Genomic DNA, 24605 nt, shown 5'->3' with positions numbered 1-24605 from the left:
GGCGGTGCGCACGGCGTTGGCGCCAGGAGAGAGCTGGATGGCGGCGCTGGTTGCGGCCACGCCGTTCTCGCGGTTGGAAAACGCGTAGGATTGCGCCCCCAGCTCGACCCGTGCCACATCACCCAGCACCAGCTTGGCGCCATCGGCACCGGCCCGCAGCACGATGGCGGCGAACGCCTCGGGGGTCGTCAGCTGTCCCTGTACCGTGAGGGGGACCGTCAGGCGCTGCCCCGGCAGGGCGGGTTCGTCACCGACGCGCCCCGGTGCAATCTGGACGTTCTGCTGTTCGATGGCCTGCGCCACCTCGCCGATGGTCAGCCCGTAGGCGGAGAGCTTGCCCGGATCCACCCAGATGCGCATGGCCTGCTCGGCGCCGAACAGCTGCACCCGTCCCACCCCGTCGATGCGGCGCAGCTCCTGCACAATATTGCGCGCCATGTAGTCGTTCAGGGCGACCTCATCAAAGCGGCCATCCGGTGAGGTCATGCCGACCATCATCAGAAAACCGGATGAGGCGGACTCTACCTGCAGGCCGTTTTGCCGTACCGCTTGTGGCAAACGTGGTTCGACCCCCTTGATGCGGTTTTGCACGTCCATCTGGGCCAGCTCCGGATCGGTGCCCGGCTTGAAGGTAGCAGTGATCTGCGCGCTGCCCGAGGCGTCCACCGACGACTCGAAATAGAGCAGGTTCTTCACCCCCGACAGCTCGCGCTCGATAAGGCTCACCACCGCATCGTTCAGGGTCTGCGGCGTGGCACCCGAATAGGTGGCATAGAGGGTCACCGACACTGGCGCCACCGAGGGATAGTGGGAGATGGGGAGCTTGGGGATGGCGATGACCCCCGCCAGCACGATGAAGAGGGCGATCACCCAGGCAAACACCGGGCGATGGATAAAAAACTGCGGCATGGATAACTCTCCGATTCAGCGAATGCCACCGTCAGCCGGTTGGCTGACAGCGGGTGGTTGCCAGGGGGAGGCAATGACCTGAACCCCCGTGGTCAGACGGTCGATCCCTTCGATCACCACCTGTTGCCCGGCACTGAGCCCGGACGCGATGCGGTACTGGCTATTCACCAGTTCAGCGGTATTGACCGGAACCAGCTGTGCCTGCCCCTGGCCATCCACCACCCACACGCTGGTCTGACCCGAGGTGCGAACAACCGCCTGCTGGGGCACGGTCAGGGCGTTGGCATAGCGGGCCCGGGGAATGCGCGCCTGCACGTAGAGACCGGGCAACAGGCGCCGCTCAGGGTTATCCACCAGCACCCGCAGCAGCACGTCGCCGGTTCCGGCATCGACCTCGATACCGGAGAAGAGGATGTGCCCCTGCATGCCCAGCGGTGTGCCATTGCTGCCGAGGATCTCCACTGCCAGTTCCGGTGCCGTTGCCGTTGAGCCAGCCTGTTGGCGCAGGGATTCCAGCACCGAGGCCGGTTGGCGCACATCGACGTAGACCTGATCAATCTGCTGGATCCGGGCCATGGGAGTGGTATCGGTGGGGGACACCAGTGCCCCTTCACTCACCAGCGCCTGATCGATACGTCCGGCGATGGGGGCCTCCACGCTGGCAAATTGCAGGTTCAGTTGGTGCCGGGCCAGAGTCGCCCTGGCCTGGGCTACATCGGCGGCCGCCTGATCCCGCTGGGAGATCGCATCGTCATAGGTCTGGCGGCTGATGGCGTCGGTGCGCAGCAGCGGCTTCAGGCGGTCAATCTGGATGCGGGCGCGGGCCAGCACCGCCTCGGCCCGTTGCAATGCGGCGGCGGCGCTGTCGACATCGGCCTTGAAGGGGGCCGGGTTTATCTGGAACAGCACGGTGCCAGCGCTGATCTCGGCGCCCTGCTCGAACAGGCGGCGCTGCACGATGCCGCTGATCTGGGCGCGAATGTCGGCGCTGCGCAGTGCCGCTACCCGGGCGGGCAGATCCTCGCTGATGACAAGCTCCCGACCAGTCAGAGTCAGCACCGATACCTGAGGCAGGGCGGGTGCCTCCTGCTCTTGCGGCGCGGCATCGCACCCCGCCAACCCGAATGCGGCAATGACGGCGAGCAGGGCGCCCGCATACCGCTGTTTTACAAACATCATCCACTCACCTCGTTAAACCGTCTCTCCGGTGTGATGCGACCGAAGAGTGCATCGAGCGGCCATTATGGCGAGGGGCTATTGCGAATGATTCGAGGCTTTGTGGAGAATCCATGGAGGCGATGATAAAGTTCAACGCCACCTTTTTTCGAGTCCGACTATGTCCCATCTCAATGCTTCCGCCAGCCCGGCGGGCCAGTCACTGGTACTGATTGCAGAGGATGAAGCTGAGATCGCCGACATCCTCGCCGCTTACCTGCAACGTCATGGCTTGCGCTCCCTGCACGCCGCCGATGGCCGTGAAGCGCTGGCCATGCATCAGGCATTCAAACCCGATCTCCTGCTGCTGGATGTGCAGATGCCGCAACTGGATGGCTGGCAGGTGCTCAGCGAGATCCGGGCGCGCGGCGATACGCCGGTGATCATGCTGACCGCCCTCGATCAGGATCTCGACAAGCTGATGGGGCTGCGCATGGGGGCGGATGACTATGTGGTCAAACCCTTCAATCCGGCCGAAGTGGTGGCGCGAGTGCAGGCCGTGCTCAGGCGCACCCGGGCCGTAAAGCCTGCCACGGCGAACGTGTTGCGGGTCGGCCAGTTTCAGATCGATCTGGAGAGCCACGAGGCCAGCATTTTCCGCGATGACCAGCAGCAGGTGCTGGAGCTGACCCTGACCGAGTTCAAGTTGCTCGCCTCTTTGATGCGGGCGCCGAAACGGGCGTTCAGCCGCGCCGAACTGCTGACTCACTGCTTGCCGGAGGGGGATACCCAGGAGCGTACGGTGGATAGCCACATCAGCAAGTTGCGCAAAAAACTGGAGACACACGGCATTCAGGGGGTCCCCGCCAGTGTCTGGGGCGTTGGCTATCGCTTCGGGGGCGATGCATGAAATCGGCGCCCGGCCTTCGCAGGCAGATCATCCGCTCTCTGGGCTTGATGACGCTTGGTATCATCTCCCTCGCGGTGATCGGCACCTATGTGTTTTATGGCATCGCCGTGGCGTTTGTGCCGGGCAGCATCTCCGAGACCTGGGTGCCCTCCAGAGTCGAGATGTTATGGATCGGCTCCACCATTCTCATTGCATTGGGGATGGCGCTGTACGTGGCGGTGCGCCTATCTCGCCGCATCCTGACTCCCCTTAACTCGGTGGCAACCAGCCTGCGCGAGGTGGCCGAGGGCAAACTCGATGCCCGTGTGCCGGAGGATGAGCAGGCGATCGGGGAGACGGCGCAGCTGGTGCGCGACTTCAATACCATGGCCGAGCGGCTGCAGAGCATGACCCGCGAGCGGGAGTTCTGGAATGCCGCCATCGCCCACGAATTGCGCACTCCGGTGACCATTTTGCGCGGCCGCTTGCAGGGGCTGGCCGAAGGGGTATTTCCTCCCAGTAGCGAACTCTTCGAGGGGTTGCTGCGTCAGGTGGAGGGGCTCAATCACCTGATCGAGGACTTGCGGGTATTGAGCCTCAACGACAGCGGCCATCTGGAGTTGCAGCGGACCGAGGTCAGGCTGGCCGACGAGCTTGCCGTGGTGCTTGAGGCGTTTGCCAGCCCTCTGGCGGCGAGCGGATTTGTGTTGCAGCGGGAGCTCGATAGCGAACTTCATGTTTGCTGCGATCTGTTTCGTATCCGTCAGGCCCTGATGGCGCTGTTGGAAAATGCCCAGAAGCACGCGCTGCCGGGCCTGCTGACCGTGCGGCTGTATCGCTCGGAGAGTGTGTGCGTCCTGAGTGTGGAAGATGAGGGGCCAGGCATCAGCGAGGAGATCGCCGCCTGTATCTTCGATGCGTTTCGTCGCGGAGATCCGTCACGCTCGCGCAAGAGCGGCGGTAGCGGACTTGGACTCGCCGTGGTCAAGGCGATTGCCGAGGCCCACGGCGGCAGCGCGGTTTGCCAAGCTACCGGGCAGGGAGGGAGCCGATTCGTGCTCTCCTGGCCCATCTCGGCCATGTCCGGTTGCCCTGAAATCTAGCCTGGGGGTGGCAGGTTCTGATGAAGCTATACAGCTGACAGCTGCCCGCACAGGGGGGGGGGCGACAAGCGACTGCCATAAGGGTTTTCACCGCTTTGCCGGGTGAGCAGGAGGGGTTGGGACATGGCTCATTTGGCGCGAAATCATGGTTTTTAGCCGTCAAAAATTGAAATCGTTTTCAGAAATCCTTTTCAACTGTGATCCGCTTCAAAGCTTTTTCGGGCGCCAACCTCTAGCATTGGCTCCACGAATTAGGGGCTAGCGCTCCCGATTTTCCCGCTGTGGGAGGTAACCGGATGATCCGGCTATTTCCTTCGTTACTTTCGACGGTCATCATGGATGGCCGTTTTTTTTTGAGTTATTTCACGGTAAAGGGTCGAGCCGCTGGCGCTTTACCGTTAAAATTCCGCTTTTGCACTTGCCCGTGAGTCTTGATGTCTGCGTCCACCCTCTCTTCGGATAGTTATGCCCTGCTCGCCACCCTGCAATTGCAGCGCGTTGCCAGTACCCGTTTGCTGCAAGAACAACTGGCGATAGGCCATGCCCTGATCGATAAACTGACCCGACTGCAGGATGCGGGGCTGGTCAGATTGCGCGGGGAGCAGCAGTGGAGCCTGACCGCCGAGGGGACGCTGGCACTGATCCTGGGGGTGCGTGCCGGTCTCTGCCCGGCGCCGGACTGGAGTCGGGTGCCCTCATTGACCGGGCAGGATCTCACCCATGCGGTGGTGCGCGAGCTCTGCCGCGGCAAGGCGGGGGAGATCCCCACCTATTTCTCGGCCAGCGATCTGCTGACCCTGCTCGATACCCCGGACGCTCACCAGTTGTTGGCGGGCTCTAGCCCCGCCTGGCAGCAAATGTTGCTGGAGCACTTCTCGCTGCAACTCTTGCTCGATGCCCCCTATGAAGAGCGCTGGCCGCTGGCCAATGCGCTGGTGCGCTGCGCCCCCGAGGTGCAGGCCCGGGCCAAAGCGTTCGAGGCGGAGTGGCGCTGGCTCTGCGGGGATGGCGAGAGCACATCGCCAATCGGCGAGGACCAGGATGCCGCCCCCGGCTGGCCAGCCCTGCAGGCGCTGGCCCAGCAGAGCCAGAGCGGCCCGCTTGGCGAGCGACTGCTCACCGCGCTGGGCCAGTGGCAGGCAACCGATGAGGGTGAGGCGGGCCAGTGGCCCCGTTCATTCAGCGCCCTGCTCTGGCTTGGCTGGTTGCAGCAGGCCGATCCCGTCATCGCCAGCGAACAGCGCAAGAAGTGGCAGCGCAGCCTGACTGGCCAGTTCCCCCTGCTTGCCGATCTGCTCAGCCAGTGGGCGGGTGATCGCCACGGTCAGGCGGTCGGCCTGTTCGATACCCTGCAACTGCCAGTGGAGGAGCTCCACTGGGGCTATCTCTGGCTCGATCTCTGTGCGCTGGCCCGTCACGGTGCCCAAAGCCCGCAGGTGGCCATGTTGCACAAGTGGGATCTCTCCCATCTGCTCGATGCCGAGCCCCATCATCGCCTGATGGCGTTTTGTCAGGATCTGCTGCGCATCTTGTTGGGCGAGGCGGCCAAAGGGGCGCCCTTGTGCCAACTGCGCGGCAGTGAGGAGAGTACGCAAGAGGGCAGTGATGAGCAGGATGATGACGGGGACGAGGATAAAACCGCGGCCTCTGCCAGCTGGCTCAACTGGTTGCAGGGGCTGGGACGCTCGAGTGGCGTGCGCAAGCCGCAGGAGCGGTTGGTTTGGCTGCTCCATGCTGACGGCCCCGAGCTGGAGTGCAAGATCCAGAAGCTGAGTACCAAGGGGGAGTGGACCGCCGGTCGCCGGGTCGATCCGGCCCTGCTCTCTACCCAGTATGCAGCCATGCTCGATGAGCACGACTGGGCACTGGTTCGCACCCTGCCACGGGTGATGGGACGACTGCCGCGGGATGTCTGGGCGCCGCTGGCCGATCACCCCCGTTTGTTCAACGCCAAGGGGCAGAAGCTGCAACTGGCCATCAGTGCCCCCCTGCTGCAGGTGGTGGCCACCGAACAGGGGATGAGCGCGCAGCTCTGCCCCGATGCGGCCGCCCGCGGGGCCCATATCATGCCGCTGGCGCAGGATTTGTGGCAGCTCATCCTCACCCCGCAGCCGCTGCTCGACCGCTTGCCAGCGCTCGAATCAATCCCGCTGCTGCCCGCCGAGGGGCTGGCCGAGCTGCAACGCACCCTGGACGCCATTCCCGAGCTGCCCTGGCACAGTCAGGTTGCGGGGCTTAGCGGCAACGCCGAACTGGCTCCCTGGCCGGGCATTCCTTCGGTGCAACTGGATTGGCAGGATGGTCAGCTGTCGGTCAAGCTGGTGACCCGCTTTGAGGATCTGCCGCCCCAGCCCCTTGGCAAGGGGGAGGCGATCGTGCGGCAGGGGATCAAGGCGTACCAATACTGGCAGCGGGATCTCGGGGCCGAGAAGCTGCAGGCCCAGTTGCTGCGCAATCAATTGCCCATCGGCCTGCCCGGCAGCGAATGGCTGCTGCAGGGGGAACAGGCGCTGGCGCTGGTCAATGCCCTGCCCGAGCTGGTGGACGCCGGTGTGGTCATTCACTGGCATCAGGACAGCGCCCGCCTCAAGAGCCTTGATGAAGCGGCCCTGAGCCTGCGTATCGAGCGGCGGCAGGACTGGTTCCAGGTCGAAGGGGCACTGGCGCTCGATGAGCACCAGATCCTCGACCTGCGCCTTATTCTGCGCCAGATGACCCCGGGGCAGCGCACCGTTCAGCTCGATGAGAAGACCAGCCTGATGCTGAGCGACAAGCTGGTGGAGCGGCTCACCATGCTGGGGGCCATGCTCGATGAAGAGCAGCGCATCAACAACAAGCTGGCCTATCCGCTCACTCGTCTGCTCTCTGTCATTACCACCGAAGGGGATGCGGCGTGGCAATCCCTGCAGCAGGAGTGGCAGCAGGAGGTCGATTGCCCGGACGAGCTGCTTACCTCCCTGCGGGACTATCAGAAAGAGGGGGTGCGCTGGATGGCGACCCTGGCCCATCACGGTTTTGGGGCCTGTCTGGCCGATGACATGGGTCTGGGCAAGACGCTGCAGGCGCTGATTGTGCTGCGGATGCGCCAGCACCTTGGCCCTGCCCTGGTAGTGGTGCCCAAGTCAGTGGTCACCAACTGGCAGGAGGAGGTGACTCGTTTCGCCCCCGAGCTGGATGTGGTGGTGTTCGAGAATCCTGCCGAGCGGGAGGGGATCATTCGCGAGGCCAAGGCCGGTCAGGTGATCCTCATCAACTACGGCATGCTCGGCAGCCTGGCGGAGGCGCTCAAGTCCCGCCGCTGGTCCAGCATGGTGCTCGATGAGGCGCAGCAGATCAAAAACGCCGGCACCCAGCGCGCCAAGCTGCTGTTCCAGCTCGACGGCGATTTTCGCCTCGCCCTCTCCGGCACCCCCATCGAAAACCATCTGGGGGAGCTGTGGAGTCTCTTCACTTTTATCAACCCGGGGCTGCTCGGCAGCCTTGGCGAGTTCAAGCGTCGCTTTGGCAAAGCGGTCAAGGATCCCCAGCACATGGCGCTGCTGCGGGCGGTGATCAGCCCCTTCATCCTGCGCCGTCTCAAGCAGCAGGTGCTGACCGAGCTGCCGGACAAGACCGAGATCATCCACCACATCAGCCTCTCCCCCGAAGAGCGCCAGCTCTACGAGGCGACCCGGCGGGAAGTGGTGCAGCAGGTGCAAAGCGCCGATGGCCGCGCTCTGATGCATGTGCTGAGCGGCCTGACCCGACTGCGCCGCCTCTGCTGTTCGCCGGAGCTGGTGATGCCAGAGTGGTCGCAAACCAGCAGCAAGTTGGACGAGGCGATGGCCCTGCTGGAAGAGGCTATTGACGGCGGTCATCGGGTGCTGGTGTTCAGCCAGTTTGTCGATCTGCTGAGTCTGTTGCGGGCCCGCATCGAGCAGAAATCCTGGGATTACTGCTATCTGGATGGCGGCTGCTCCGCCAAGTCCCGTCAGGACTCCATCCTGCGTTTTCGTCATGAGGAGGTGCCGCTGTTCCTCATCAGCCTCAAGGCGGGGGGGACCGGCCTCAACCTCACCCAGGCCGATACCGTGCTGCACCTCGATCCCTGGTGGAACCCAGCGGTGGAAGATCAGGCGAGCGATCGGGCTCACCGGATGGGCCAGACCCAGCCGGTGACCGTGTACCGGCTGGTGTGCGAGCAGACGGTGGAGGAGAAGATTGTCGCCCTGCACGATGAGAAGCGGGCGCTGGCCGATGGGTTGCTGAGCGGCCAGTCCGAGGTGCGCGGGCTGGATGTGGAGAGCCTGCGGGCCCTGCTGATGGGCTGATTGGCGACGCCACCTTTCATACCGCCTATCGATACAGAAAAGGGGAGAACATCCAGAGATGTTCTCCCCTTTCTCGTTTGGGACGTAGATGCGGGATACTTCGTTTATCGCGGCAAGGCGGCGCAGTTATCCATGAACCAGCTATCCCTGATCAAGTCACCCCTGATAGAGATAGAGGTGCAGCCGCTCGATGATGGGCTCGCCGCCAATCTTGCGATCTCGCCGCGCCTGCCGGCTCTTGGGGGGATAGTTGCCCAGATGGGTGACCGCGGGCGGGGTATCCGAGCAGAGCAGCAGAGGCAGGCTCGCCTTGATCTGCTGCTTGCGCGGGGTGCGCTCCAACCAGAGCAGGTTGATCATCGGGTGGGTCTTGACCGGGCGGCGGATCCGCAGCTCGGCATCGGCGGGCAGACGGCGAATGTCGTACACCTCCTGATCCACCATCTTGCTCCACTCCTCGTTGTTGGAGAGGGCCGGTATATAGCGGCGGCTGCGCTCCAGCATCTCAAGCACCTGCTCGCGACTTAGGCGATTGATGGTCTGCTTGTCAGCCCAGGTAAAGCCAAGGGATTGCAGCTCCCCTGCCAACAGGGTCAGTTTGCGGTAGACCTGCAAGGTGATCACTCCGGGCAGGGCGGTATGTACCAGCTCGAACTTCTCGTCCCGTCCCCCCGCCTGCTGCACCAGCGCCTTGAAATCGAGCTTGTGCTGGTTGATTTGGTCGATCAGCGGTTGCAGCAAGGGGGCTGCGGCGGCAGGAAAGCGCAACCAGCCGGGCAGCCGATGAGTCGCCTTGGTTGAGCAACCGGGGCGGGCGCTGTGGTCCCGATAAGCGGCGAGGGTGGCCGCCAGCGCGGCTTCACCGTTGAGATAGCCCACCTCAATTTGCTCGATCGGGTCGTGTTCTTCCCCCTGCGCTACCGGGGGGAGGGGATAGACATGGGCCTCCTGCAGTTCGAGCTGGTCGAGCAGGGTGGCCAGCTGATCCAGAGAGGCTTCAATGGCCTCCATCTGTTGACGCAGGGCGGCGGTAGGGGTAAGGGTATCCATCGATGATCCTGTGGTCTGACCCGCTGTTGACGACATCAGGTATGACATCGCTGCGGGTAGTAAAACTACTGTATAAATAAACATACCAGCATGCGGTTGGAGTGCCAAGAGGCACTTTGAGGAGGGGGCAATGTGCGCCTCTGAATGGGGATGTGGTGATGGTTTTATTTATGTTTCAGGGTGTTAAGTAAAGATCGCCCACGAGATCATTAAATTAACAATTGCGTGTAACTCCGCTGTTGCCAGCTGTTCACACCTTGTCCATCCCTGCATATGTAAAGCAGTAAAATGCATATATAGATGGGTGCCATGCAGCACAATATGCTGTGCGACTCTGCTGGCCAACCGTCAAAATAATTATTTGTTTAAAATCAAATAGTTAAAATTAAATCCTGCCGTTTTTAGACATTAGATTTACTAATGTAACGTATCAAAATTCGTCAATTGAGTCGGCCCTGCTCCCTGACTAAGCTTTGCGCATCAAATAAAGCCCAGTGCGTAAACAAATATTCAGAGGAGCCACATCATGGCCAACATGACTTATACCGAAACCGGTTACCAGCATTCCAGCCAATTGAATCTGGTTGCTCGCGTTAAAATGACCGTTCTGACCTGGCTGGAGCGCAGCCGCAGCCGTCGCCAGCTCTCCGAGCTGCCCGAGTACCTGCTCAAAGACATCGGCCTGAACGAAGCTGACCGCTATCAAGAGACCACCAAGCCGTTCTGGCGTGGTTGATCTACCGGGCATGGATGCCTTGTTTTTCTGCTGAATCGTTCGCTGTTCTGCCCCGTGACGCTTGGTCATCAGGCGGGCAATAGTCTGTTTTATCTCCCCCCGTTTTCCCCCTGTTATTTGTTGGTCCTTTTTCCTCTCCTCTTTATTCCATATCGCTACCGTCATTGCTGTCATCGTTCGATTGTTATCACACTTGTATCGTTAATGTTTGAATTTATTTAAAAAACGATTTTAAGCCGCGATGCCTTGCGTATAATCCGGCCATAGTGTTCCAGCGCAAGAGGGTGAGACGGATGATTCCCCAGCACGATTTTTTGGCCTTGACCCGCAGCCATGAGTGGCAGCTTGAGCCCTTTGAATTTGCCCTGCCCGATGGTGCGCGGGTCTGCGTCTGGGATACGGGCGTGCTCTGTCTGGAGCCTGCCAGTGGCGCGGGCGGCCAGCTCGGAGGGCGCAAGGATATCGTCCTCTCCTGCGGCATCCACGGCAACGAGACCGCTCCCATCGAGATCTGCAACCAGCTGTTGAGCCGTCTGCTCTCAGGTGAGCTGATCGCCCGTCATCGGGTGTTGTTCCTGTTTGGCAATCCGGCTGCTATGAATCTGGGGCTGCGAGAGGTGGAGGAGAACATGAACCGGCTCTTCTCTGGTGCACACAGCAAGGGAGAGGGGCTCTGCAATCGGGAGCGGATCCGCGCCATGCGCCTCGAGCAGTATGTGAGCCGCTTCTTTGCCGATCCGGCTCGTCCCCGTTACCACTACGACCTGCACACCGCCATTCGCGGTTCGCGCCACGAGAAGTTTGCCGTCTACCCCTTCCCCCACGAGCGGCCTCACTGCCGCGAGCAGGTGCAGTTCCTCGGCGCCTGCGGGGTGCGTACTATTCTGCTCTCCGCCAGCCCGACCACGACCTTCAGTTACTACAGCTCCCGCCAGCATGGTGCCCACGCCTTTACGGTGGAGTTGGGCAAGGTGCGCCCGTTTGGCGAGAACGATATGACCCGCTTTATCGAAACCCGCCAAGCGCTGCAGGAGCTGGTCACTCAGGATGAGGTGGCGCTGGAGCCGTGGCGGGCGGATGATTTCACCCTGTTTGCCATCGATCGGGTGATCACCAAAAAATCGGAGCAGTTTCGCTTTCTATTCGCCAGCGATGTCGACAACTTCACCGAATTCCCCCAAGGGTTCGTGCTGGCCGAGGATGGCGAGCTGCGCTACACGGTCGAGAAGCCGCGTGAGGCGGTGGTCTTCCCCAATGCCAACGTGGCGATCGGTCAGCGCACCGTGCTGATGGTGGTGCCGACAAGGCTCTGGGAATAGCGGTGATAGTTTTGCCTGCAGAGCGGTGATGCATCCGCAGGCGGCGCCAAGCCATTGTTTTAGTCGGTGGCTCAGACACAGCAGCGGTTAGCCGCAGTAATAAAAAACGGGGCCAGTCAGATGACTGGCCCCGTTTTTATCGGGTTCAAGCTGTGAGGCTTAGCTGTTGTTCTTCACAAACAGGGTCAGCTCTTGGCCGGGCTTGAGGTAATCCCCTTTATCCAGCTGGTTCCAGCGCATCACATCATTGATGGCCACCTGGAAGCGAGCCGCGATGGAGGAGATGGAGTCGCCACGGCGAACCTGATACACCATCGACTTGTCGCTCTTCTTCCCTTGCTTGGGATAGACAACCAGCTTCATGCCTGGCTTGAGCGCCGACTTGGCATTCAGACCATTCCACTTGGCGAGCTCTTCGTGGGAGACGCCGTGCGCCTGGCTGATGCTCCACAGGTTGTCACCCGAGCGCACCTTGTAACTGACCTTGGCCTTCTGGCTGCTGCCACGGCTTGCCAGCTGCTGCGGTTTGCTGGCGGAGCTGGCCTTGCTGCTGACCTGACCGTGGGTCGGGATCACCAGTTGCTGACCGCGACGCAGGTTGTTGCTGCGCAGATTGTTGGCCAGCTTCAGCTCGTTCACGCTGACGCCATGATTCTGGGCAATGCGCGACAGGGTATCGCCACTGGTGACCTGATAGGAGCGGGTACGAATACGCTCGCTCTTGGGCAGATCGGCCAGTGCCAGCTCCAGGGTATCGGCATATTCTACCGGTACCAGCAGGCGGTAAGGACCACGGGGCGACATCACACCACGGCTCAGGGCCGGATTGACCTCCTTGAGCTGTGACGTGCGCAGACCTGCCAGTTGGGCGGCCACATTCAGATCGATCTGGCTGCCGGTCTCCACCACTCGCAGCTTCGGCTCGTTGGCGAGCACCGGCAACTGGATATTGTACTTGTCCGCATTGCTGATCATGTCAGCCATGGCGAGGATCTTGGGCACATACATCCGGGTTTCCCGGGGCAGATCGAGCGACCAGTAGTCGGTCGGTTTGCCTGCGCGCTGGTTACGCTGGATGGCGTTGCGCACCCGACCTTCACCGGCATTGTAGGCGGCCAGCGTTTGCAGCCAGTCACCGTCAAAGAAGCGGTTCAGGTATTCCAGATAGTCGAGCGCCGCATTGGTGGAGGCCAGCACATCGCGCCGTCCGTCATACCAGTTGTCGTGGCGCAGACCGAAGTTTCTGCCTGTCGCTGGCACAAACTGCCAGAGTCCGACGGCATTGCTGCGGGATCGGGCATGAGGATCAAACATGCTTTCGATCATCGGGACAGTAATAAGCTCCATTGGCAGCTCACGCCGTTCAATCTCCTCTACCATCAGATAGAGGTAGGGTTCAGCCCGGCTGGCAATGGTCGCCAGATGCTTATCATTGCGCAACAGCCACTCACGTTGCTGGCGGATGCGCGGGTTGTCCGGAGTTTCCAGTTGCATATCATCGCTGATACGCACCCACAGATTGTCCGTATCTTCCATTTCGTCCAGCTGTTCATCGCCAAACAGGAAATGGGAAGAGTGTTTTTTATGCGCTTTTTTCTTGACCTGGGGGGACTTGATCGGCTCGATTGCCGTTAGCGCCCGGTCATCCTGATGGCTCAGGTTTTGGCAGCCGCTGAGCAACAGCGCTGCCAATAAGGCCGTTCGTACCTTCATCTCGTTCCGGTCATTTTTAGGAAAAACAGCTCGCATCATAAGGGGCAATGGCCCCCTGATCAAGGTTTGTTCAAAAAACGTCCTTCCACTGACGCAGGATGGTGAAGGTATCTACCGGATTTTCCACGCATTTTAGCCCCTGCTTTTCAGCAGAAAATTTCACTGAATCCTGTTCGCAGCGCAGAAAAATGTTGAAAGTGCGTTCGTCACCCAGCCGGGTTGGCAGGCTTGGCAGCCCTTGTTGCCGCAGTTTGCTGATCAGCCCGATCTGGCGGCGGATCGCCGGGTTGTCCGGCTCGACCGCATAGGCAAAACGCAGGTTGGAGAGGGTGTACTCGTGGGCACAATAAATGAGTGTCTCATCGGGCAGGGCGGCGAGTCGTTGCAGCGAGTGGTACATCTGCTCCGGCGTCCCTTCAAACAGGCGGCCACAACCGGCTGAGAAGAGAGTATCGCCACAAAAGAGCATGCCGTTGCCATGGTAGGCGATGTGGCCGCGAGTGTGCCCGGGCACATGGATCACCTCGAGGGCGAGGCCGTGCCAGTTGATCTGATCGCCATCTTCCAGCCACTGACCGTGGTGATCCGGCATCGGGTCAAGTTTGGGGCCATAGAGCCGGGCGTGGGGGAAGTGGGCAAGCAGGTCGGTGACGCCCCCGACATGGTCGTGATGGTGATGGGTCAGCAGGATGGCATCGAGCACCAGCCCCAATGCATCGAGCCGCTCCAGCACGGGTGCGGCATCGCCCGGATCGACCACCAGGCAGTGATTTTCGTGGCGGATCAACCAGATGTAGTTGTCATTAAAGGCTGGAACTGTGATCACTGGATACATGAGTCTGCTTCTCTTTAGGGAGGGTATCTTATATAACAGGATGGCGTTCGAAACCCCGAGTTGAGCCCTATTATGCAGGTGGCACGTACCGAACAACAAATCGAGATCCCGACCAGCTGGTCTGCATTGCCTATGGGGGACTGGGTGGCGGCCGAGATCCAGGATCGGCTCGACAACTGGTGTCCCAATCTGTTTGGGTATCATCTGCTGAAAATTGGCGCTTTGAGCGCTGAACTCTCCTGCAAACGCTCTTCCATTCGTCACCAGATCGGGGTCGCCCCCGGCGGGCGGTTGCTCGACATGTATGGCGATCCCCTCGATCTGCCGGTGCGGACCGGCAGCGTCGATGCCTGCCTGCTGGCCCACTGCCTCGATTTCTCTGCCGATCCTCATCAGGTGTTGCGCGAAGCCGAGAGGGTGCTGACCGACGATGGCTGGCTGATCATCAGTGGTTATAACCCCATGAGTCTGGTCGGGATCGGTCACTGTGTGCCGTTCTTGCGGCGCAGAATGCCCTGGTCGGCACGGATGTTCACCCCGGGGCGGGTGACGGACTGGTTGCATCTGCTGGGATGCGAGGTGATGTTCGACGAGCGTTTCGGTTACTCGTTTATGGGAAAACAGAGCTGGCACAGTTGGTGGCGGGAGAGTATCGGGCGGGATTATTGCAGGGCATTTGCATCGGTATACGTGATTGCGGCCCGTAAACGGCGCTTTCCACTGATCCCGGTGCGGCGGCGCTGGCAACTGCCAAAGTCCCTCGCCACACCGGGAATGGCCCGTCAGGGCTGGTAGCCGGTATCCTCGGCCAGATCCTTGCCGCAGGCGGCCTCTCTGGCCAGCTCGTCGCACCGTTCGTTCTCCTGGTGGCCGGAGTGACCCTTCACCCAGAGCCACTCAATCTGGTGGCGACCCACTTCCGCATCCAGCTCCTTCCAGAGATCGACGTTCTTGACCGGTTGCCGGTTGGCGGTCATCCACCCTTTCTTCTTCCAGCCGATGATCCACTGGGTGATCCCCTGGCGGACATACTGGCTGTCGGTGGTGAGGCGCACCTTGCACGGTTCGTTGAGGGTGCGCAGCCCCATGATAGCGGCCATCAGCTCCATCCGGTTATTGGTGGTCAACTTGAATCCGGCGGAAATCTCTTTGCGGTGCTTGCCGTAGACCATGACGGCCCCGTAACCACCCGGGCCCGGATTGCCGAGGCAGGAGCCGTCGGTATAGACATCAATCTGTTTTAACATGAGCAATCAATCTGTTTTAACATGAGGCTTGGGGTAAACTAGCGAGTAAGTAAAGCCGAAGTTTGACATAGATTGGATCATGAACACACCCCAACTGAATCGCCAGATCATTCTGGATACTGAAACCACAGGTATGAATACGGCGGGTGGCCCTGTCTATCTGGGGCACCGCATTATCGAAATCGGCTGTGTGGAGGTGATCAACCGCAAGCTGACCGGTAACCACTATCACGTCTATATCAAGCCTGATCGTCTGGTCGACCCGGAAGCGATCCAGGTGCACGGTATTACCGACGAGTTTCTGCGTGACAAACCGTCGTTCAGCCAGATCGCCGACGAGTTCCTCGACTTCATCCGCGGCGCCGAACTGATCGCACACAACGCGCCGTTTGACGTGAGCTTCATGGACTATGAGTTCAGCAAGCTCGGACTCAACTTCAAGACGGCGGATATCTGCACCATTACAGATACCCTGGCGATGGCGCGGGATCTCTTCCCCGGCAAGCGCAACAACCTGGATGTGCTCTGCGATCGTTACGGTATCGACAACTCCCACCGTACCCTGCACGGGGCTCTGCTCGATGCGGAGATCCTGGCGGACGTCTACCTGCTGATGACCGGCGGCCAGACCAAACTCAATCTGGCCACCGAGAGCAACGAAAACGAAAACAATCAGGACACCAGCATTCGCCGGTTGGAGAGCAACCGACCCGCCCTCAAGGTGGTGCGTGCCAGCGCCGAGGTTCAGGCCCTGCACGAGGCGAGACTGGATCTGGTACAGAAGAAAGGAGGAAGTTGTCTGTGGCGGCAATGAGCAAGTGGTGTGCAGGTCTGCTGCTATTGCTCTCGCTGGGGGCGACGGCGACCGAGGTATTTGCCCCTTCCGATATCCCGCTGCTGGATAACCGCTTTCGCATCGATTATGGCGTGAAGGAGATAACCTTCATCATCAAGCGCAAGCCGGGCACCCCGTCCGTAATCCTGGTTCGCCCCGATGGCAGCAAGCTTTACGTGGGCAAGGTCAAACCTGCCGATGTGGGTTGGCTGGCGCTGCCAGAGCATGATCTCATTACCCTGCGCAATCCCATGCCGGGCCCCTGGCAGGCGATTGGCGAGGTGGATCCCGACAACCGGGTGCGCATTCTCTCCGATATTCGGCTCGATATCGCCGCCCTGCCGATGCAGCTCTATCAGGGGGAGGTGGTCAAGCTCAAGGCGTGGTTGCTGATCAATGGTCAGCCGCCGAAAGATAAATACTATCTCTCTGATCTTGGCATGACCGTCAAGCTGCAATCGTTCAGCGATGCCGATAAGAAAGAGGTCGTGCTGGATCAAGTACTTGGCCACTATCGCGATGATGGCAAGGGGCTCGACGAAGTGCCGGGCGATGGCATCATGACGGCGGAAGTGACGCTGCAGGATATTCCCGGTGGCAAGTACCGCGCCATGTTCAGCACCGGCAATCAGGTGTTTGTCCGTGCCCGTTATCAGGATGTTCTGCTTTACCCCTATCCGTTCAGCTATAACTTGTCGCCGCCTTCGGATGAGCTGGGTGCCAAGCTCTCACTGCTAATCGACCGTGATGAGCTGGATCCCGCCTCCGTGGTGGTCAAGGGGAGTGTGACCAGCAATGTGGGCGGCCTCTACGAGTTCAGCGAGACCGCCAGCGACCCCAAGCTTGATATCGATCTCTCCAACATCAAGGAGGTCGGTCAGCATGAGGTGAAAGCAACCCTCTATGGCACCACTCGCCTCGGCCGTGAGCTGAAAATCGAGTTGCCGGTGAAAACCTTCAATGTCTTCCCGCCACCGCCGCCTCCTGTAGAGGTGGTGTCGGCCGCCGCACCGGCCTCCAGTGCCGAGGCGACCCATGAAGCCCCGGCAGAGGAGGAAATTGGCTGGCTGATCTGGGCATTGGCGGGTGGTGGTGTGCTGCTGGCAGTATTGGGTGGGGTCGGGTTTGTGGTGATACAAAAACGGCGTGCCCTGAAGCGTGCTCTGGCCGCTGCGCAGGCCGAGAATCAGCAAGCCGGACAACCAGCCGCCAAGCTGGATCTCAATTTGCCGGAGCAGTAACCCTCGTACTGAAGTGGCGTGATGCCAGAGATAAAAAACCGCCCTGATAAGCTGGGCGGTTTTTTTTTAGTTCATAAACAGAACAAGCTGGCTATCAGTGTTCGCCGATATAGACATCCTTGTTCTGCTCGCGGATCTCGAGGAACTTGTCCAGATTGGCCATCATCAGCTCGACCAACTGGGGGTCGAAATGTTGCCCCTTCTCCTCTTCAATCAGGGCCAGCACCTTGTCCAGCGGCCACGCTTTCTTGTAGCAGCGATCCGAACCCAGGGCATCGAATACGTCAGCCAGTGCCACAATCCGCCCCTCCAGCGGAATATCGGCCCCCTTCAAACCGCGGGGATAGCCACTGCCATTCCACTTCTCATGGTGATTACCTGCGATGGTGGCACCAATCTGAAACAGCGCCAGATCGCTGCCGGAGAGCATATCCTGCCCGAGCTGGGCGTGGGTTTTCATGATCTCCCACTCCTCCTGCGTCAGCTTGCCCGGCTTGTGCAAGATGGCATCGGGAATTCCCACCTTGCCAATGTCATGGAGAGGCGAGGCACGTTTCACCAGCTCGCTCTGCTCTTCGCTCATGCCCATCAGGTGGCAGAATTGTTCGGTATAGAGCGCGACCCGCTTGACGTGCAGCCCTGACTCTTTGGAACGGGTTTCGACCAGTTCGCCGATGCGATAGATGATCTCCCGCTGGTTGTCGGCGATCACCTCATTGAGCCGGATATTCTCCAGCGCCACTATGATGTTTTCGGTAAACAGGGTCAGCAGACTGGTATCGATCTGGCTGAGCTGGCGGGTGGTCTCGATGTGGAACAGCAGGTGGTGGCGCGGATTCTGACAGTAGAGCACCATCTGGGTGGCGTTATAGACGTTGCTGCGCTTGCTCATAGCCTGGCGCAGGATCTCCGGCGCTTCTGTGAGGAGCATGGCGGGATGGCCGGGGAGCAGGGGCTCCAATACTTGATCCTTCACCTCATAGGCGTATTGCTTGACGTCGTATATCTGGGTTTCCCCCAGATGGAGCAAGGCGCTGAGCTGCTCCTGGGCGCCTTCGACAAACTGGCGCAACGCCCGTTTCTCAAAGATCCCCTTGGAGGCTTCGATGACTTTTTCCAGCCCCTGACGGTTACTCTCCAGGGTGCGGATATCCCGATAGGATCGCAGGCTGGCCCGCAGCAGGGTGCGCAGCTTCTGGGAGGTGAGCTCGGTTTTATCCTTGTAGTCGTTGATGTCGTAGTTGGTGACCACGTCATCTTCCGGCGCCTGGCCGGGTTGGCCGGTACGCAACACGATGCGTACCATCTTGTTTTGCAGGTCTTCACGGACGTATTTGACGACATCTAGGCCAGCGTGGTCGACCTCCATCACCACGTCCAGCAGCAACAGAGCAACGTCCGGGGTAGTGGCCAGCAGCTCCTTGGCCTGCGCCGCGGAATAGGCATGCAGAAAATCGATGGGGCGATTGTCAAACTCGAATTTGTTCAAGGTGATTTTGGTGATGCGATGCACTTCAGGCTCATCGTCAACAATCATCACCTTCCAGCCCGCTTGCTGTGCGTCGGGGAGGGAGAGATCGTCATCATCAATAATCAGGATCTGGTCATCCATCATACAATCCTGTTTGGCATCCTGTGCTTACATTAACTGCTTCACTAAGGATAGGAAACTTATTGGGAAATAAAATTTGATCTCGAAAAACTATGGTCGAAATAAGCAAATGGAACCCTTTGTGACTGTGGCGTTGTCCGGCTGCTTTCTTTGCCCAATCATGGAGCTAGCGTGCATAAAGTCTATTTCTGGATTAGGGTGTGGACGCCAGTGGTTGGGGATGTTTGAATCCAGCTTGTAGCTATTAGACGAGAAATAATCTTATTTGATAGTGATTCCTATTTGCGTGTAGCATGGGCGACACACTCAACGAGGAGCCCCATCGTGTCCCCATCTCTGCCTCCCAATCGTCCCCGTCTGCTGACTGTCAAAGCCATTACCCAGATCACCCCCCATTTGTGTCGCATCACCTTTGGTGGCAGCGAGTTGGCTGACTATCCCTTTACCTGCGGTGGGGCCCATATCAAGGTGATGCTGGCCCAGCCCCATCAGGTAGAGCCGGTGCTGCCTGCCATGACCCCGAGCGGCCCGCGCTGGAGTGACCCGGCTGACAAGCCGGTGATCCGCACCTACACCATCCGCGCGTTTCGCCGTGATGAGCAGGAAATTGATATCGACTTCGTGCTGCACGGTGACGGCGGGCCCGCCAGCGCCTTTGCTACCCATGCCAAGCCGGGAGAGAAGGTGATCCTCTCCGGGCCGGGTGGTCCCAACCCCATGCTGCAACCGGCCGATCACTACTGTCTGGTAGGGGATCTCACCGCCTTGCCCGCCATCATGGCGATGTGTGAGGTGATGCCTGCCGATGCCAGAGGGGAAATTGCGATTCTGGTGCCGGATCAGGCCGATGCTCAGCCGTTGACACTACCGGTCGGGGTGCGCTGTCACTGGTTTGTCGGCGAGCCCGAGTCCAGCGGCCTGCTGGAGCATGTGATTGCTCTGCCGCTGGTGCGCGATGGTGGCTTCTTCTGGCTGGGTGGGGAAGAGGCGCTGGTGCTGCCGCTGCGCCGCCATTTTCGTTCCGTGCTCGAGGTGGATCGTCAGTCGCTCTACGCCGTGCCGTACTGGCGCCGGGGCAAGAGTGAAGAGGCCTATCACCAGACCCGTCACGATGTGATGGATAATTAAGCGGATGCGAAAGAATACCTGATTCACCCTTGCAAATAAAAATGATTTGCATTTAGTATTGCGCCGTCTGGGTATTCGTCCGGGCGGCGTTTTTATTTCCGTTGACACAAGAGTGCCCTGTTTTCACGTCGGTTTGGCTGCATGTTGTCAGACCCAACGCAAGGAGTCGTAAAGGGTGGTTAAGTACCAGACCCCTCTGTTCTGGCTGGCATTGTTCCTTCTCTGCACGCTTTTTTGCCTCTCGCTCGCCACCGGTGCGGGTGTTTATGGTGCCCGCGAGGTGTTCGGCTACCTTATGGATTACGCGCCTTGGGCGAGTGACGAGAAGCTTGCCATGGTGCTCAATACCTTGCGACTGCCGCGCACCCTCTGTGCCATGGTGGTCGGTGCCTCTTTATCTCTGGCGGCCTCCTTGTTGCAGAGCGCGACCCGCAATCCGCTGGCGGAGCCCGGCCTGCTCGGGGTCAACGCCGGGGCCGTCTTTGCGCTGGTGGTGGGGCTCACCTGGTTCGGGGTGGAGTCCGCCTACGGCTATCTGCTCTGGGCAGGACTAGGCGCGCTGCTCGGCAACGTGATTGTGCTGGGGCTCGGCATGATGATTGGCCGCTCCAACCCCCTCAAGCTCATTCTGGTCGGGGTGGCGCTCTCCGCCACCTTCGGCGGTCTCTCCAGCTTTTTGCTGCTCTCCAACAAGATGGTGCTGGAGCAGTACCGCTTCTGGAGCCTCGGCTCCCTGTCGGCGGCCAATCTCGATGCCATCATTGCCGTACTGCCCTTCGTGCTGGCGGCGTTTGTCATCACCTTGCTGCTCTGTCGCCAGCTGACCCTGATGCAGATGGGGGATAGTCAGGCCCAGGCGCTCGGGATCCGCCCCAACCGGGTGCGGATTGGCGTGCTGCTGGCCGCCACCCTGTTTACCGCCAGTGCCATCGCCATCGCCGGCCCCATCGGCTTTGTCGGCTTTCTGGCTGCCTACTGTGGCCGACTGGTGGAACCGGTAAAGCTGTCGGTGCAGGTCTGTTTCTCCGCTCTGTTCGGCATGCTGTTTCTGCTGTTGGCCGACATTCTGGCGCGCTGGCTGATCCAGCCGTTCGAGCTGCCCAACGGGGTTATTCTGGCCCTGATTGGCGCGCCTGTACTGATCACCATTGTTCATCGCGGGGGCTTTCGTACCCTGCTGACTGTCAAGTGAGGGGCTGATGCGCACACCTACCGATATGCTCTGCCTGCGGGCCGGCAACCGCTCTTTGCTGATCCATCTGCCGAGCTGGCGTTGGCTGGCTCTGCTGGCCATGGCGCTGCTGGCGCTTGCTCTGCTGGCCCTGAGCGTTGGCGGCGGCAAACTCGGCTTGGCCGGGGTGGTCAACACCCTGCTGGGGGAGGGGACCCGGCTTGAGCAGCTCACCCTGTTCAAGATCCGGCTGCCGCGCATCCTTGGGGTGGTGGTGGCGGGGGCGGCCATGGGGCTCTCGGGCTGTCTGGTACAAACTCTGGTGCGCAATCGGCTGGCTACTCCCGATATGGTGGGGGTCAGCAACGGCGCATCCCTTGCCATCATCGTCTTCTCCCTCTACCTGACCGTGGGCAGCTGGCCCTGGTGGGCGGCCCCCATCGGCGCCATCTTCGCGGCGCTGGTGCTCTATGCCCTCTGCCGCAAACCGGGTGAGCAGGGCTATCTGTTCGTGGTGATCGGTATCGGCCTCTCCGAGCTGTTCGAGGCGCTCGGCCAGTTTGTGATGTCCACCCAGGCTTTGCTGCACTTGAGCTCCCTCTATCTGTGGAACATGGGCAGCTTTATCGCCGTGGGTTACAGCACCATCACCCCGATTGCCATTCTGTTGCTGGTGTTCTGCCCGTGGATCGTCTATCTCTCCCGCTCGCTGGCGGTGCTGCGCTTTGGCCCCGAGATGGCCAGAGGGCTTGGCGTCAACGGCGATCGGGTGCAACTGGACATTCTGGCGCAGGCCATTCTGGTGGCGGCGCTCGGCACAGCCATCGGCGGTCCCGTGGTCTTTATCGCCATGGCGGCCCCCATTCTTGCCTCCTGGCTGGTGAAAGACCGGGTGGTGCCACTCTGGCTGGCGGCACTCAGCGGCGCCCTGTTGCTGCTTGCCAGCGATACCCTGGTTCGGGTGCTGGCCAGCCCCCACGAGGTGGCGACCGGCATCATGACCCGCATTCTCGGCGGCCTGTTGCTGCTGTTTCTTCTTGTTAACGATCGCCAGAGGGCTGACTGATGACGCTCACCGTAAATCGCCTCCATTTCGCCTATCAGCAGACCCCCATTTTGCGGGATATCTCTTTCAGCGTGCCGAGGGGCAAGCTGGTGGGGATCGTCGGCCCCAACGGCTGCGGCAAATCGACCCTGCTCAAGCTGCTATCCGGCCAGATGAAAGCCCAACGCGGCGAGATCCTGCTCAAGGGCAAGCCGCTTGCCAGCTACCCCATGAAGGGGCTGGCGCGGGAGCTCGCCTATCTGCCCCAGCGGCCAACCCTGCCTGCCGGCATTCTGGTGGAGCAGCTGGTGCAGTATGGCCGCCACCCCCATCAGGGCTGGTTCAATCAGTGGGGCGAGGAGGATGCCCGCATGGTGCGCAGCGCCTGCGAGCGGATGCAGCTTGAAAGCATCTGGCAGCAGAGCGCCGCGTCCCTCTCCGGCGGGCAGGCGCAGCGGGCCTGGCTTGCGATGATCCTGGCGCAGGACAGCGACATGGTGCTGCTCGACGAGCCCACCAGCGCCCTCGATATCGGTCACCAGACCGAGGTGATGGAGGCAATCCACCGCATCACTGCCGAGGGCAAAACCGTGCTGCTGGTGATCCACGATCTGGCGATGGCGGCCCGCTATTGTGACGAGCTGATCGCCATCGGCGAGGGGACCATTGCCGCCATCGGCCCGGCCCGGGAGGTGGTGACCAAGGATCTAATCGACCGGCTCTACCACACCAGTGTTGACATTCTGCATGCCCCCGGCGACGGGGCGCCCATTATCGTTCCCCGTCGCCACGAACATGGCCGCACCCTGCGTTCGGCGAGTTGAGTCATATGGACCTGCTCTGTGGGCCCACCGAGTGTATTCACGCGGCCGATTATCCGGGCCGTGCAACGAGAAGGAGTGAAATGATGAAGCGTTTTGCCGCCCTGGCAGCAGCCATCCTGATGCTGGCCGCGCCGCTGGTTGAGGCGCAGGATATGCGTGAAGTGACCGATGCGTTTGGCCAGAAGGTGCAGGTGCCAGTCCAGCCACAGCGGGTGGTGGTGCTGAGCGAGCTCGAACTCGACAGCACCCTGACCCTGGGGCTGACCCCCATCGGTGCCGTCAATGGCCGTGGTCAACCCACCTTGCCTCGCTATTTGCTGAACAAGGCGGGCATGGGGATCCAGGTGATCGGTGATCTCGACAGCCCCAATCTGGAGTCGCTGATTGCGCTGGAGCCCGACCTTATCCTGACCGGCCAGACCCGTCCCGAGCTGCTGACCTTGCTGGGGGAGATCGCGCCGACCGTGGTGACCAGCAAGTGGGGTGAGCCGTGGCAGGATAGCTTCCGCCGCACCGCCCACACCCTCAACCGCGACCAGCAAGGGGATACTTTCTTGCTGCAGTATGCCGAGCGGCTGACTCAGGCCCGCAGCAAGCTGGCCAAGCATCAGGGGGAGAGCATCAGCATAGTGCGCTGGAACCCCAAGGGGCCGAGCTTCATGTATCAGGGCACCTTTGCCAGCAGCGTAGTGGAGTCGATGGGGCTGGTACGCCCAAGCAAGCAGCAGGGCACTGGCGCACCCCACTCACCGGCGCTGAGTCTGGAGTCCCTCAATCTGCTGGATGCCGACTGGCTGGTGGTCGGCACTCTGAGTGCCAGCGGTGATGCGGTGGATGCCATGCGTCAGGCGGAGCAGACCCCGGCGTTCCAGCAGCTGCCGGTGATCAAGGCCAAGCGCTTTGGCGCCGTGGACGGGTCGCTCTGGACCTCCAGCGGCGGCCCGCAGGCGGCCCTCAAGGTGATCGAGGATGTGGAGCAGTTGCTGGCAACCCGCAGCTGAGTGCTATCGCGCGCCAGAGGTTGACCACACGAACAGGTTGATCAAAAGAAGAGGGAGGCTGATGCCTCCCTCTTGCGTTGTCACTGTCTATCGTGACCTTTTCGGCGAGCCAGAGCCGTTTATTGCGGCTGGATGGCTGTCACTGTGAGCTTGCCGCTCTGGCTTTCGGCATGAAAGTGGATGGCATCCCCCACCTTGAGCCCTTTGAGCTGGGCCGGATCTGCCACTCGAAAGACCATGGTCATGGGGGGCATCTTGAGATTCTCGATCGCCTCGTGCTTGATGCCGACTTTGCCGCTCCCCTCATCGAGGCGGGTAATGACCCCCTTGGTCATCACCATTGCGGCCTGTTCGCTCATCTCACCCGTCTGACTCATATCGTGCCCTTCATGGTGCATCATCTCTTCTGCTTGCAGGTTGGTCTGGGTGGCAAGGCCAAGCAGCAATGTCAGGGTCAGCGCCTTGTAGTTCATGATGGTTTC

At 60.6% G+C, this 24605-nt stretch carries 21 protein-coding genes; 13 read left to right on the top strand and 8 right to left on the bottom strand.

Annotation, left to right across the window (positions count from 1 at the left end; genetic code table 11):
• Together AB5Y67_RS08385 and AB5Y67_RS08380 are read right to left on the bottom strand one after the other, a co-directional pair.
• Nucleotides 1-909: efflux RND transporter permease subunit (locus AB5Y67_RS08385; protein WP_368207659.1), on the bottom strand; the 909-nt coding region annotated here is incomplete at its 3' end.
• Nucleotides 910-924: 15 nt separating this feature from the next.
• Entirely contained in the window at nucleotides 925-2088 is a 1164-nt protein-coding gene (locus tag AB5Y67_RS08380; RefSeq protein WP_368207658.1) for an efflux RND transporter periplasmic adaptor subunit, read from the bottom strand.
• A gap of 157 nt (nucleotides 2089-2245) precedes the next feature.
• On the opposite strand from AB5Y67_RS08380, the gene AB5Y67_RS08375 reads away from it, so the two are divergent.
• The 3 genes from AB5Y67_RS08375 (at nucleotide 2246) to AB5Y67_RS08365 (ending at nucleotide 8366) form a co-directional block, all read left to right on the top strand.
• Complete coding sequence (locus AB5Y67_RS08375; RefSeq protein WP_139464099.1) at nucleotides 2246-2974, top strand: response regulator; 729 nt, start codon at nucleotides 2246-2248, stop codon at nucleotides 2972-2974.
• On the top strand, nucleotides 2971-4056 hold the full coding sequence (locus AB5Y67_RS08370) for an ATP-binding protein (protein WP_368207657.1): 1086 nt from the start codon (nucleotides 2971-2973) through the stop codon (nucleotides 4054-4056). The genes AB5Y67_RS08375 and AB5Y67_RS08370 overlap by 4 nt, the downstream gene beginning before the upstream one ends.
• 434 nt (nucleotides 4057-4490) lie before the next feature.
• The gene (locus AB5Y67_RS08365) at nucleotides 4491-8366 is read left to right on the top strand and encodes a DEAD/DEAH box helicase (RefSeq protein WP_199427255.1); all 3876 of its coding nucleotides are present in this window, start codon (nucleotides 4491-4493) and stop codon (nucleotides 8364-8366) included.
• Between the two features lie 156 nt (nucleotides 8367-8522).
• Here AB5Y67_RS08365 and AB5Y67_RS08360 read toward each other — a convergent pair whose 3' ends face one another.
• The gene (locus AB5Y67_RS08360) at nucleotides 8523-9416 is read right to left on the bottom strand and encodes a DNA replication terminus site-binding protein (RefSeq protein ID WP_199427254.1); all 894 of its coding nucleotides are present in this window, start codon (nucleotides 9414-9416) and stop codon (nucleotides 8523-8525) included.
• A 526-nt stretch (nucleotides 9417-9942) separates the two neighbouring features.
• On the opposite strand from AB5Y67_RS08360, the gene AB5Y67_RS08355 reads away from it, so the two are divergent.
• Nucleotides 9943-10152 carry a DUF1127 domain-containing protein gene (locus tag AB5Y67_RS08355; RefSeq protein ID WP_005337823.1) on the top strand — a complete coding sequence of 70 codons (210 nt, stop codon included), beginning with the start codon at nucleotides 9943-9945 and terminating at the stop codon, nucleotides 10150-10152.
• A 293-nt stretch (nucleotides 10153-10445) separates the two neighbouring features.
• Nucleotides 10446-11471, top strand: coding sequence for a succinylglutamate desuccinylase (gene astE / locus AB5Y67_RS08350; protein ID WP_199427253.1), 1026 nt, complete (start codon nucleotides 10446-10448; stop codon nucleotides 11469-11471).
• Nucleotides 11472-11630: 159 nt separating this feature from the next.
• Here the strand turns inward: astE and AB5Y67_RS08345 are convergent, their stop codons facing one another.
• Together AB5Y67_RS08345 and gloB are read right to left on the bottom strand one after the other, a co-directional pair.
• On the bottom strand, nucleotides 11631-13184 hold the full coding sequence (locus AB5Y67_RS08345) for a LysM peptidoglycan-binding domain-containing protein (RefSeq protein ID WP_005361719.1): 1554 nt from the start codon (nucleotides 13182-13184) through the stop codon (nucleotides 11631-11633).
• 70 nt (nucleotides 13185-13254) lie between these two features.
• Complete coding sequence (gene gloB / locus AB5Y67_RS08340) at nucleotides 13255-14019, bottom strand: hydroxyacylglutathione hydrolase (protein WP_274160311.1); 765 nt, start codon at nucleotides 14017-14019, stop codon at nucleotides 13255-13257.
• A gap of 72 nt (nucleotides 14020-14091) precedes the next feature.
• Between gloB and AB5Y67_RS08335 the strand changes: the two genes are divergently transcribed.
• Nucleotides 14092-14814: a methyltransferase domain-containing protein gene (locus AB5Y67_RS08335; protein ID WP_005361718.1), complete on the top strand. Its 723-nt coding sequence runs from the start codon at nucleotides 14092-14094 to the stop codon at nucleotides 14812-14814.
• Here the strand turns inward: AB5Y67_RS08335 and rnhA are convergent.
• Nucleotides 14802-15266, bottom strand: coding sequence for a ribonuclease HI (gene rnhA, locus AB5Y67_RS08330; RefSeq protein ID WP_150389384.1), 465 nt, complete (start codon nucleotides 15264-15266; stop codon nucleotides 14802-14804). The genes AB5Y67_RS08335 and rnhA overlap by 13 nt on opposite strands.
• 79 nt (nucleotides 15267-15345) lie before the next feature.
• On the opposite strand from rnhA, the gene dnaQ reads away from it, so the two are divergent.
• Both dnaQ and AB5Y67_RS08320 read left to right on the top strand, forming a co-directional pair.
• Nucleotides 15346-16080 (top strand): DNA polymerase III subunit epsilon, encoded by a 735-nt coding sequence (gene dnaQ, locus AB5Y67_RS08325; RefSeq protein WP_150389383.1) that lies wholly within the window; start codon nucleotides 15346-15348, stop codon nucleotides 16078-16080.
• On the top strand, nucleotides 16077-17342 hold the full coding sequence (locus AB5Y67_RS08320) for a TIGR03503 family protein (RefSeq protein ID WP_123172745.1): 1266 nt from the start codon (nucleotides 16077-16079) through the stop codon (nucleotides 17340-17342). Before dnaQ ends, AB5Y67_RS08320 begins: the two co-directional genes overlap by 4 nt.
• 94 nt (nucleotides 17343-17436) lie before the next feature.
• Here AB5Y67_RS08320 and AB5Y67_RS08315 read toward each other — a convergent pair whose 3' ends face one another.
• Complete coding sequence (locus tag AB5Y67_RS08315) at nucleotides 17437-18954, bottom strand: HD domain-containing phosphohydrolase (protein ID WP_123172746.1); 1518 nt, start codon at nucleotides 18952-18954, stop codon at nucleotides 17437-17439.
• Nucleotides 18955-19278: 324 nt separating this feature from the next.
• On the opposite strand from AB5Y67_RS08315, the gene AB5Y67_RS08310 reads away from it, so the two are divergent.
• The 5 genes from AB5Y67_RS08310 (at nucleotide 19279) to AB5Y67_RS08290 (ending at nucleotide 24123) form a co-directional block, all read left to right on the top strand.
• Nucleotides 19279-20082 carry a siderophore-interacting protein gene (locus AB5Y67_RS08310; RefSeq protein ID WP_064341868.1) on the top strand — a complete coding sequence of 268 codons (804 nt, stop codon included), beginning with the start codon at nucleotides 19279-19281 and terminating at the stop codon, nucleotides 20080-20082.
• A gap of 175 nt (nucleotides 20083-20257) precedes the next feature.
• Nucleotides 20258-21274 carry an iron ABC transporter permease gene (locus AB5Y67_RS08305; protein WP_064341869.1) on the top strand — a complete coding sequence of 339 codons (1017 nt, stop codon included), beginning with the start codon at nucleotides 20258-20260 and terminating at the stop codon, nucleotides 21272-21274.
• 7 nt (nucleotides 21275-21281) lie between these two features.
• Entirely contained in the window at nucleotides 21282-22319 is a 1038-nt protein-coding gene (locus tag AB5Y67_RS08300) for an iron chelate uptake ABC transporter family permease subunit (protein ID WP_199427250.1), read from the top strand.
• The gene (locus AB5Y67_RS08295) at nucleotides 22319-23122 is read left to right on the top strand and encodes an ABC transporter ATP-binding protein (RefSeq protein WP_150389381.1); all 804 of its coding nucleotides are present in this window, start codon (nucleotides 22319-22321) and stop codon (nucleotides 23120-23122) included. Before AB5Y67_RS08300 ends, AB5Y67_RS08295 begins: the two co-directional genes overlap by 1 nt.
• An 83-nt stretch (nucleotides 23123-23205) precedes the next feature.
• Nucleotides 23206-24123: an iron-siderophore ABC transporter substrate-binding protein gene (locus AB5Y67_RS08290; RefSeq protein WP_150390542.1), complete on the top strand. Its 918-nt coding sequence runs from the start codon at nucleotides 23206-23208 to the stop codon at nucleotides 24121-24123.
• Between the two features lie 119 nt (nucleotides 24124-24242).
• Here the strand turns inward: AB5Y67_RS08290 and AB5Y67_RS08285 are convergent, their stop codons facing one another.
• Entirely contained in the window at nucleotides 24243-24596 is a 354-nt protein-coding gene (locus AB5Y67_RS08285; protein WP_123172749.1) for a copper-binding protein, read from the bottom strand.
• Between the last annotated feature and the right edge of the window lie 9 nt (nucleotides 24597-24605).

This window comes from Aeromonas sp. s12 (assembly GCF_040907925.1).
Lineage (GTDB): Bacteria > Pseudomonadota > Gammaproteobacteria > Enterobacterales > Aeromonadaceae > Aeromonas > Aeromonas veronii.
Note: the sequence above shows the minus strand (reverse complement) of the source record. Positions and strands in the feature narration are given on the sequence as shown.

Bases quoted from the DNA above. Each gene is read 5' to 3' on its own strand.
- AB5Y67_RS08380 (WP_368207658.1), bottom strand. From the start codon at position 2,088: ATGATGTTTGTAAAACAGCGGTATGCGGGCGCCCTGCTCGCCGTCATT.
- AB5Y67_RS08375 (WP_139464099.1), top strand. From the start codon at position 2,246: ATGTCCCATCTCAATGCTTCCGCCAGCCCGGCGGGCCAGTCACTGGTA.
- AB5Y67_RS08370 (WP_368207657.1), top strand. From the start codon at position 2,971: ATGAAATCGGCGCCCGGCCTTCGCAGGCAGATCATCCGCTCTCTGGGC.
- AB5Y67_RS08365 (WP_199427255.1), top strand. From the start codon at position 4,491: ATGTCTGCGTCCACCCTCTCTTCGGATAGTTATGCCCTGCTCGCCACC.
- AB5Y67_RS08360 (WP_199427254.1), bottom strand. From the start codon at position 9,416: ATGGATACCCTTACCCCTACCGCCGCCCTGCGTCAACAGATGGAGGCC.
- AB5Y67_RS08355 (WP_005337823.1), top strand. From the start codon at position 9,943: ATGGCCAACATGACTTATACCGAAACCGGTTACCAGCATTCCAGCCAA.
- astE (WP_199427253.1), top strand. From the start codon at position 10,446: ATGATTCCCCAGCACGATTTTTTGGCCTTGACCCGCAGCCATGAGTGG.
- AB5Y67_RS08345 (WP_005361719.1), bottom strand. From the start codon at position 13,184: ATGAAGGTACGAACGGCCTTATTGGCAGCGCTGTTGCTCAGCGGCTGC.
- gloB (WP_274160311.1), bottom strand. From the start codon at position 14,019: ATGTATCCAGTGATCACAGTTCCAGCCTTTAATGACAACTACATCTGG.
- AB5Y67_RS08335 (WP_005361718.1), top strand. From the start codon at position 14,092: ATGCAGGTGGCACGTACCGAACAACAAATCGAGATCCCGACCAGCTGG.
- rnhA (WP_150389384.1), bottom strand. From the start codon at position 15,266: ATGTTAAAACAGATTGATGTCTATACCGACGGCTCCTGCCTCGGCAAT.
- dnaQ (WP_150389383.1), top strand. From the start codon at position 15,346: ATGAACACACCCCAACTGAATCGCCAGATCATTCTGGATACTGAAACC.
- AB5Y67_RS08320 (WP_123172745.1), top strand. From the start codon at position 16,077: ATGAGCAAGTGGTGTGCAGGTCTGCTGCTATTGCTCTCGCTGGGGGCG.
- AB5Y67_RS08315 (WP_123172746.1), bottom strand. From the start codon at position 18,954: ATGGATGACCAGATCCTGATTATTGATGATGACGATCTCTCCCTCCCC.
- AB5Y67_RS08300 (WP_199427250.1), top strand. From the start codon at position 21,282: ATGCGCACACCTACCGATATGCTCTGCCTGCGGGCCGGCAACCGCTCT.
- AB5Y67_RS08295 (WP_150389381.1), top strand. From the start codon at position 22,319: ATGACGCTCACCGTAAATCGCCTCCATTTCGCCTATCAGCAGACCCCC.
- AB5Y67_RS08290 (WP_150390542.1), top strand. From the start codon at position 23,206: ATGAAGCGTTTTGCCGCCCTGGCAGCAGCCATCCTGATGCTGGCCGCG.
- AB5Y67_RS08285 (WP_123172749.1), bottom strand. From the start codon at position 24,596: ATGAACTACAAGGCGCTGACCCTGACATTGCTGCTTGGCCTTGCCACC.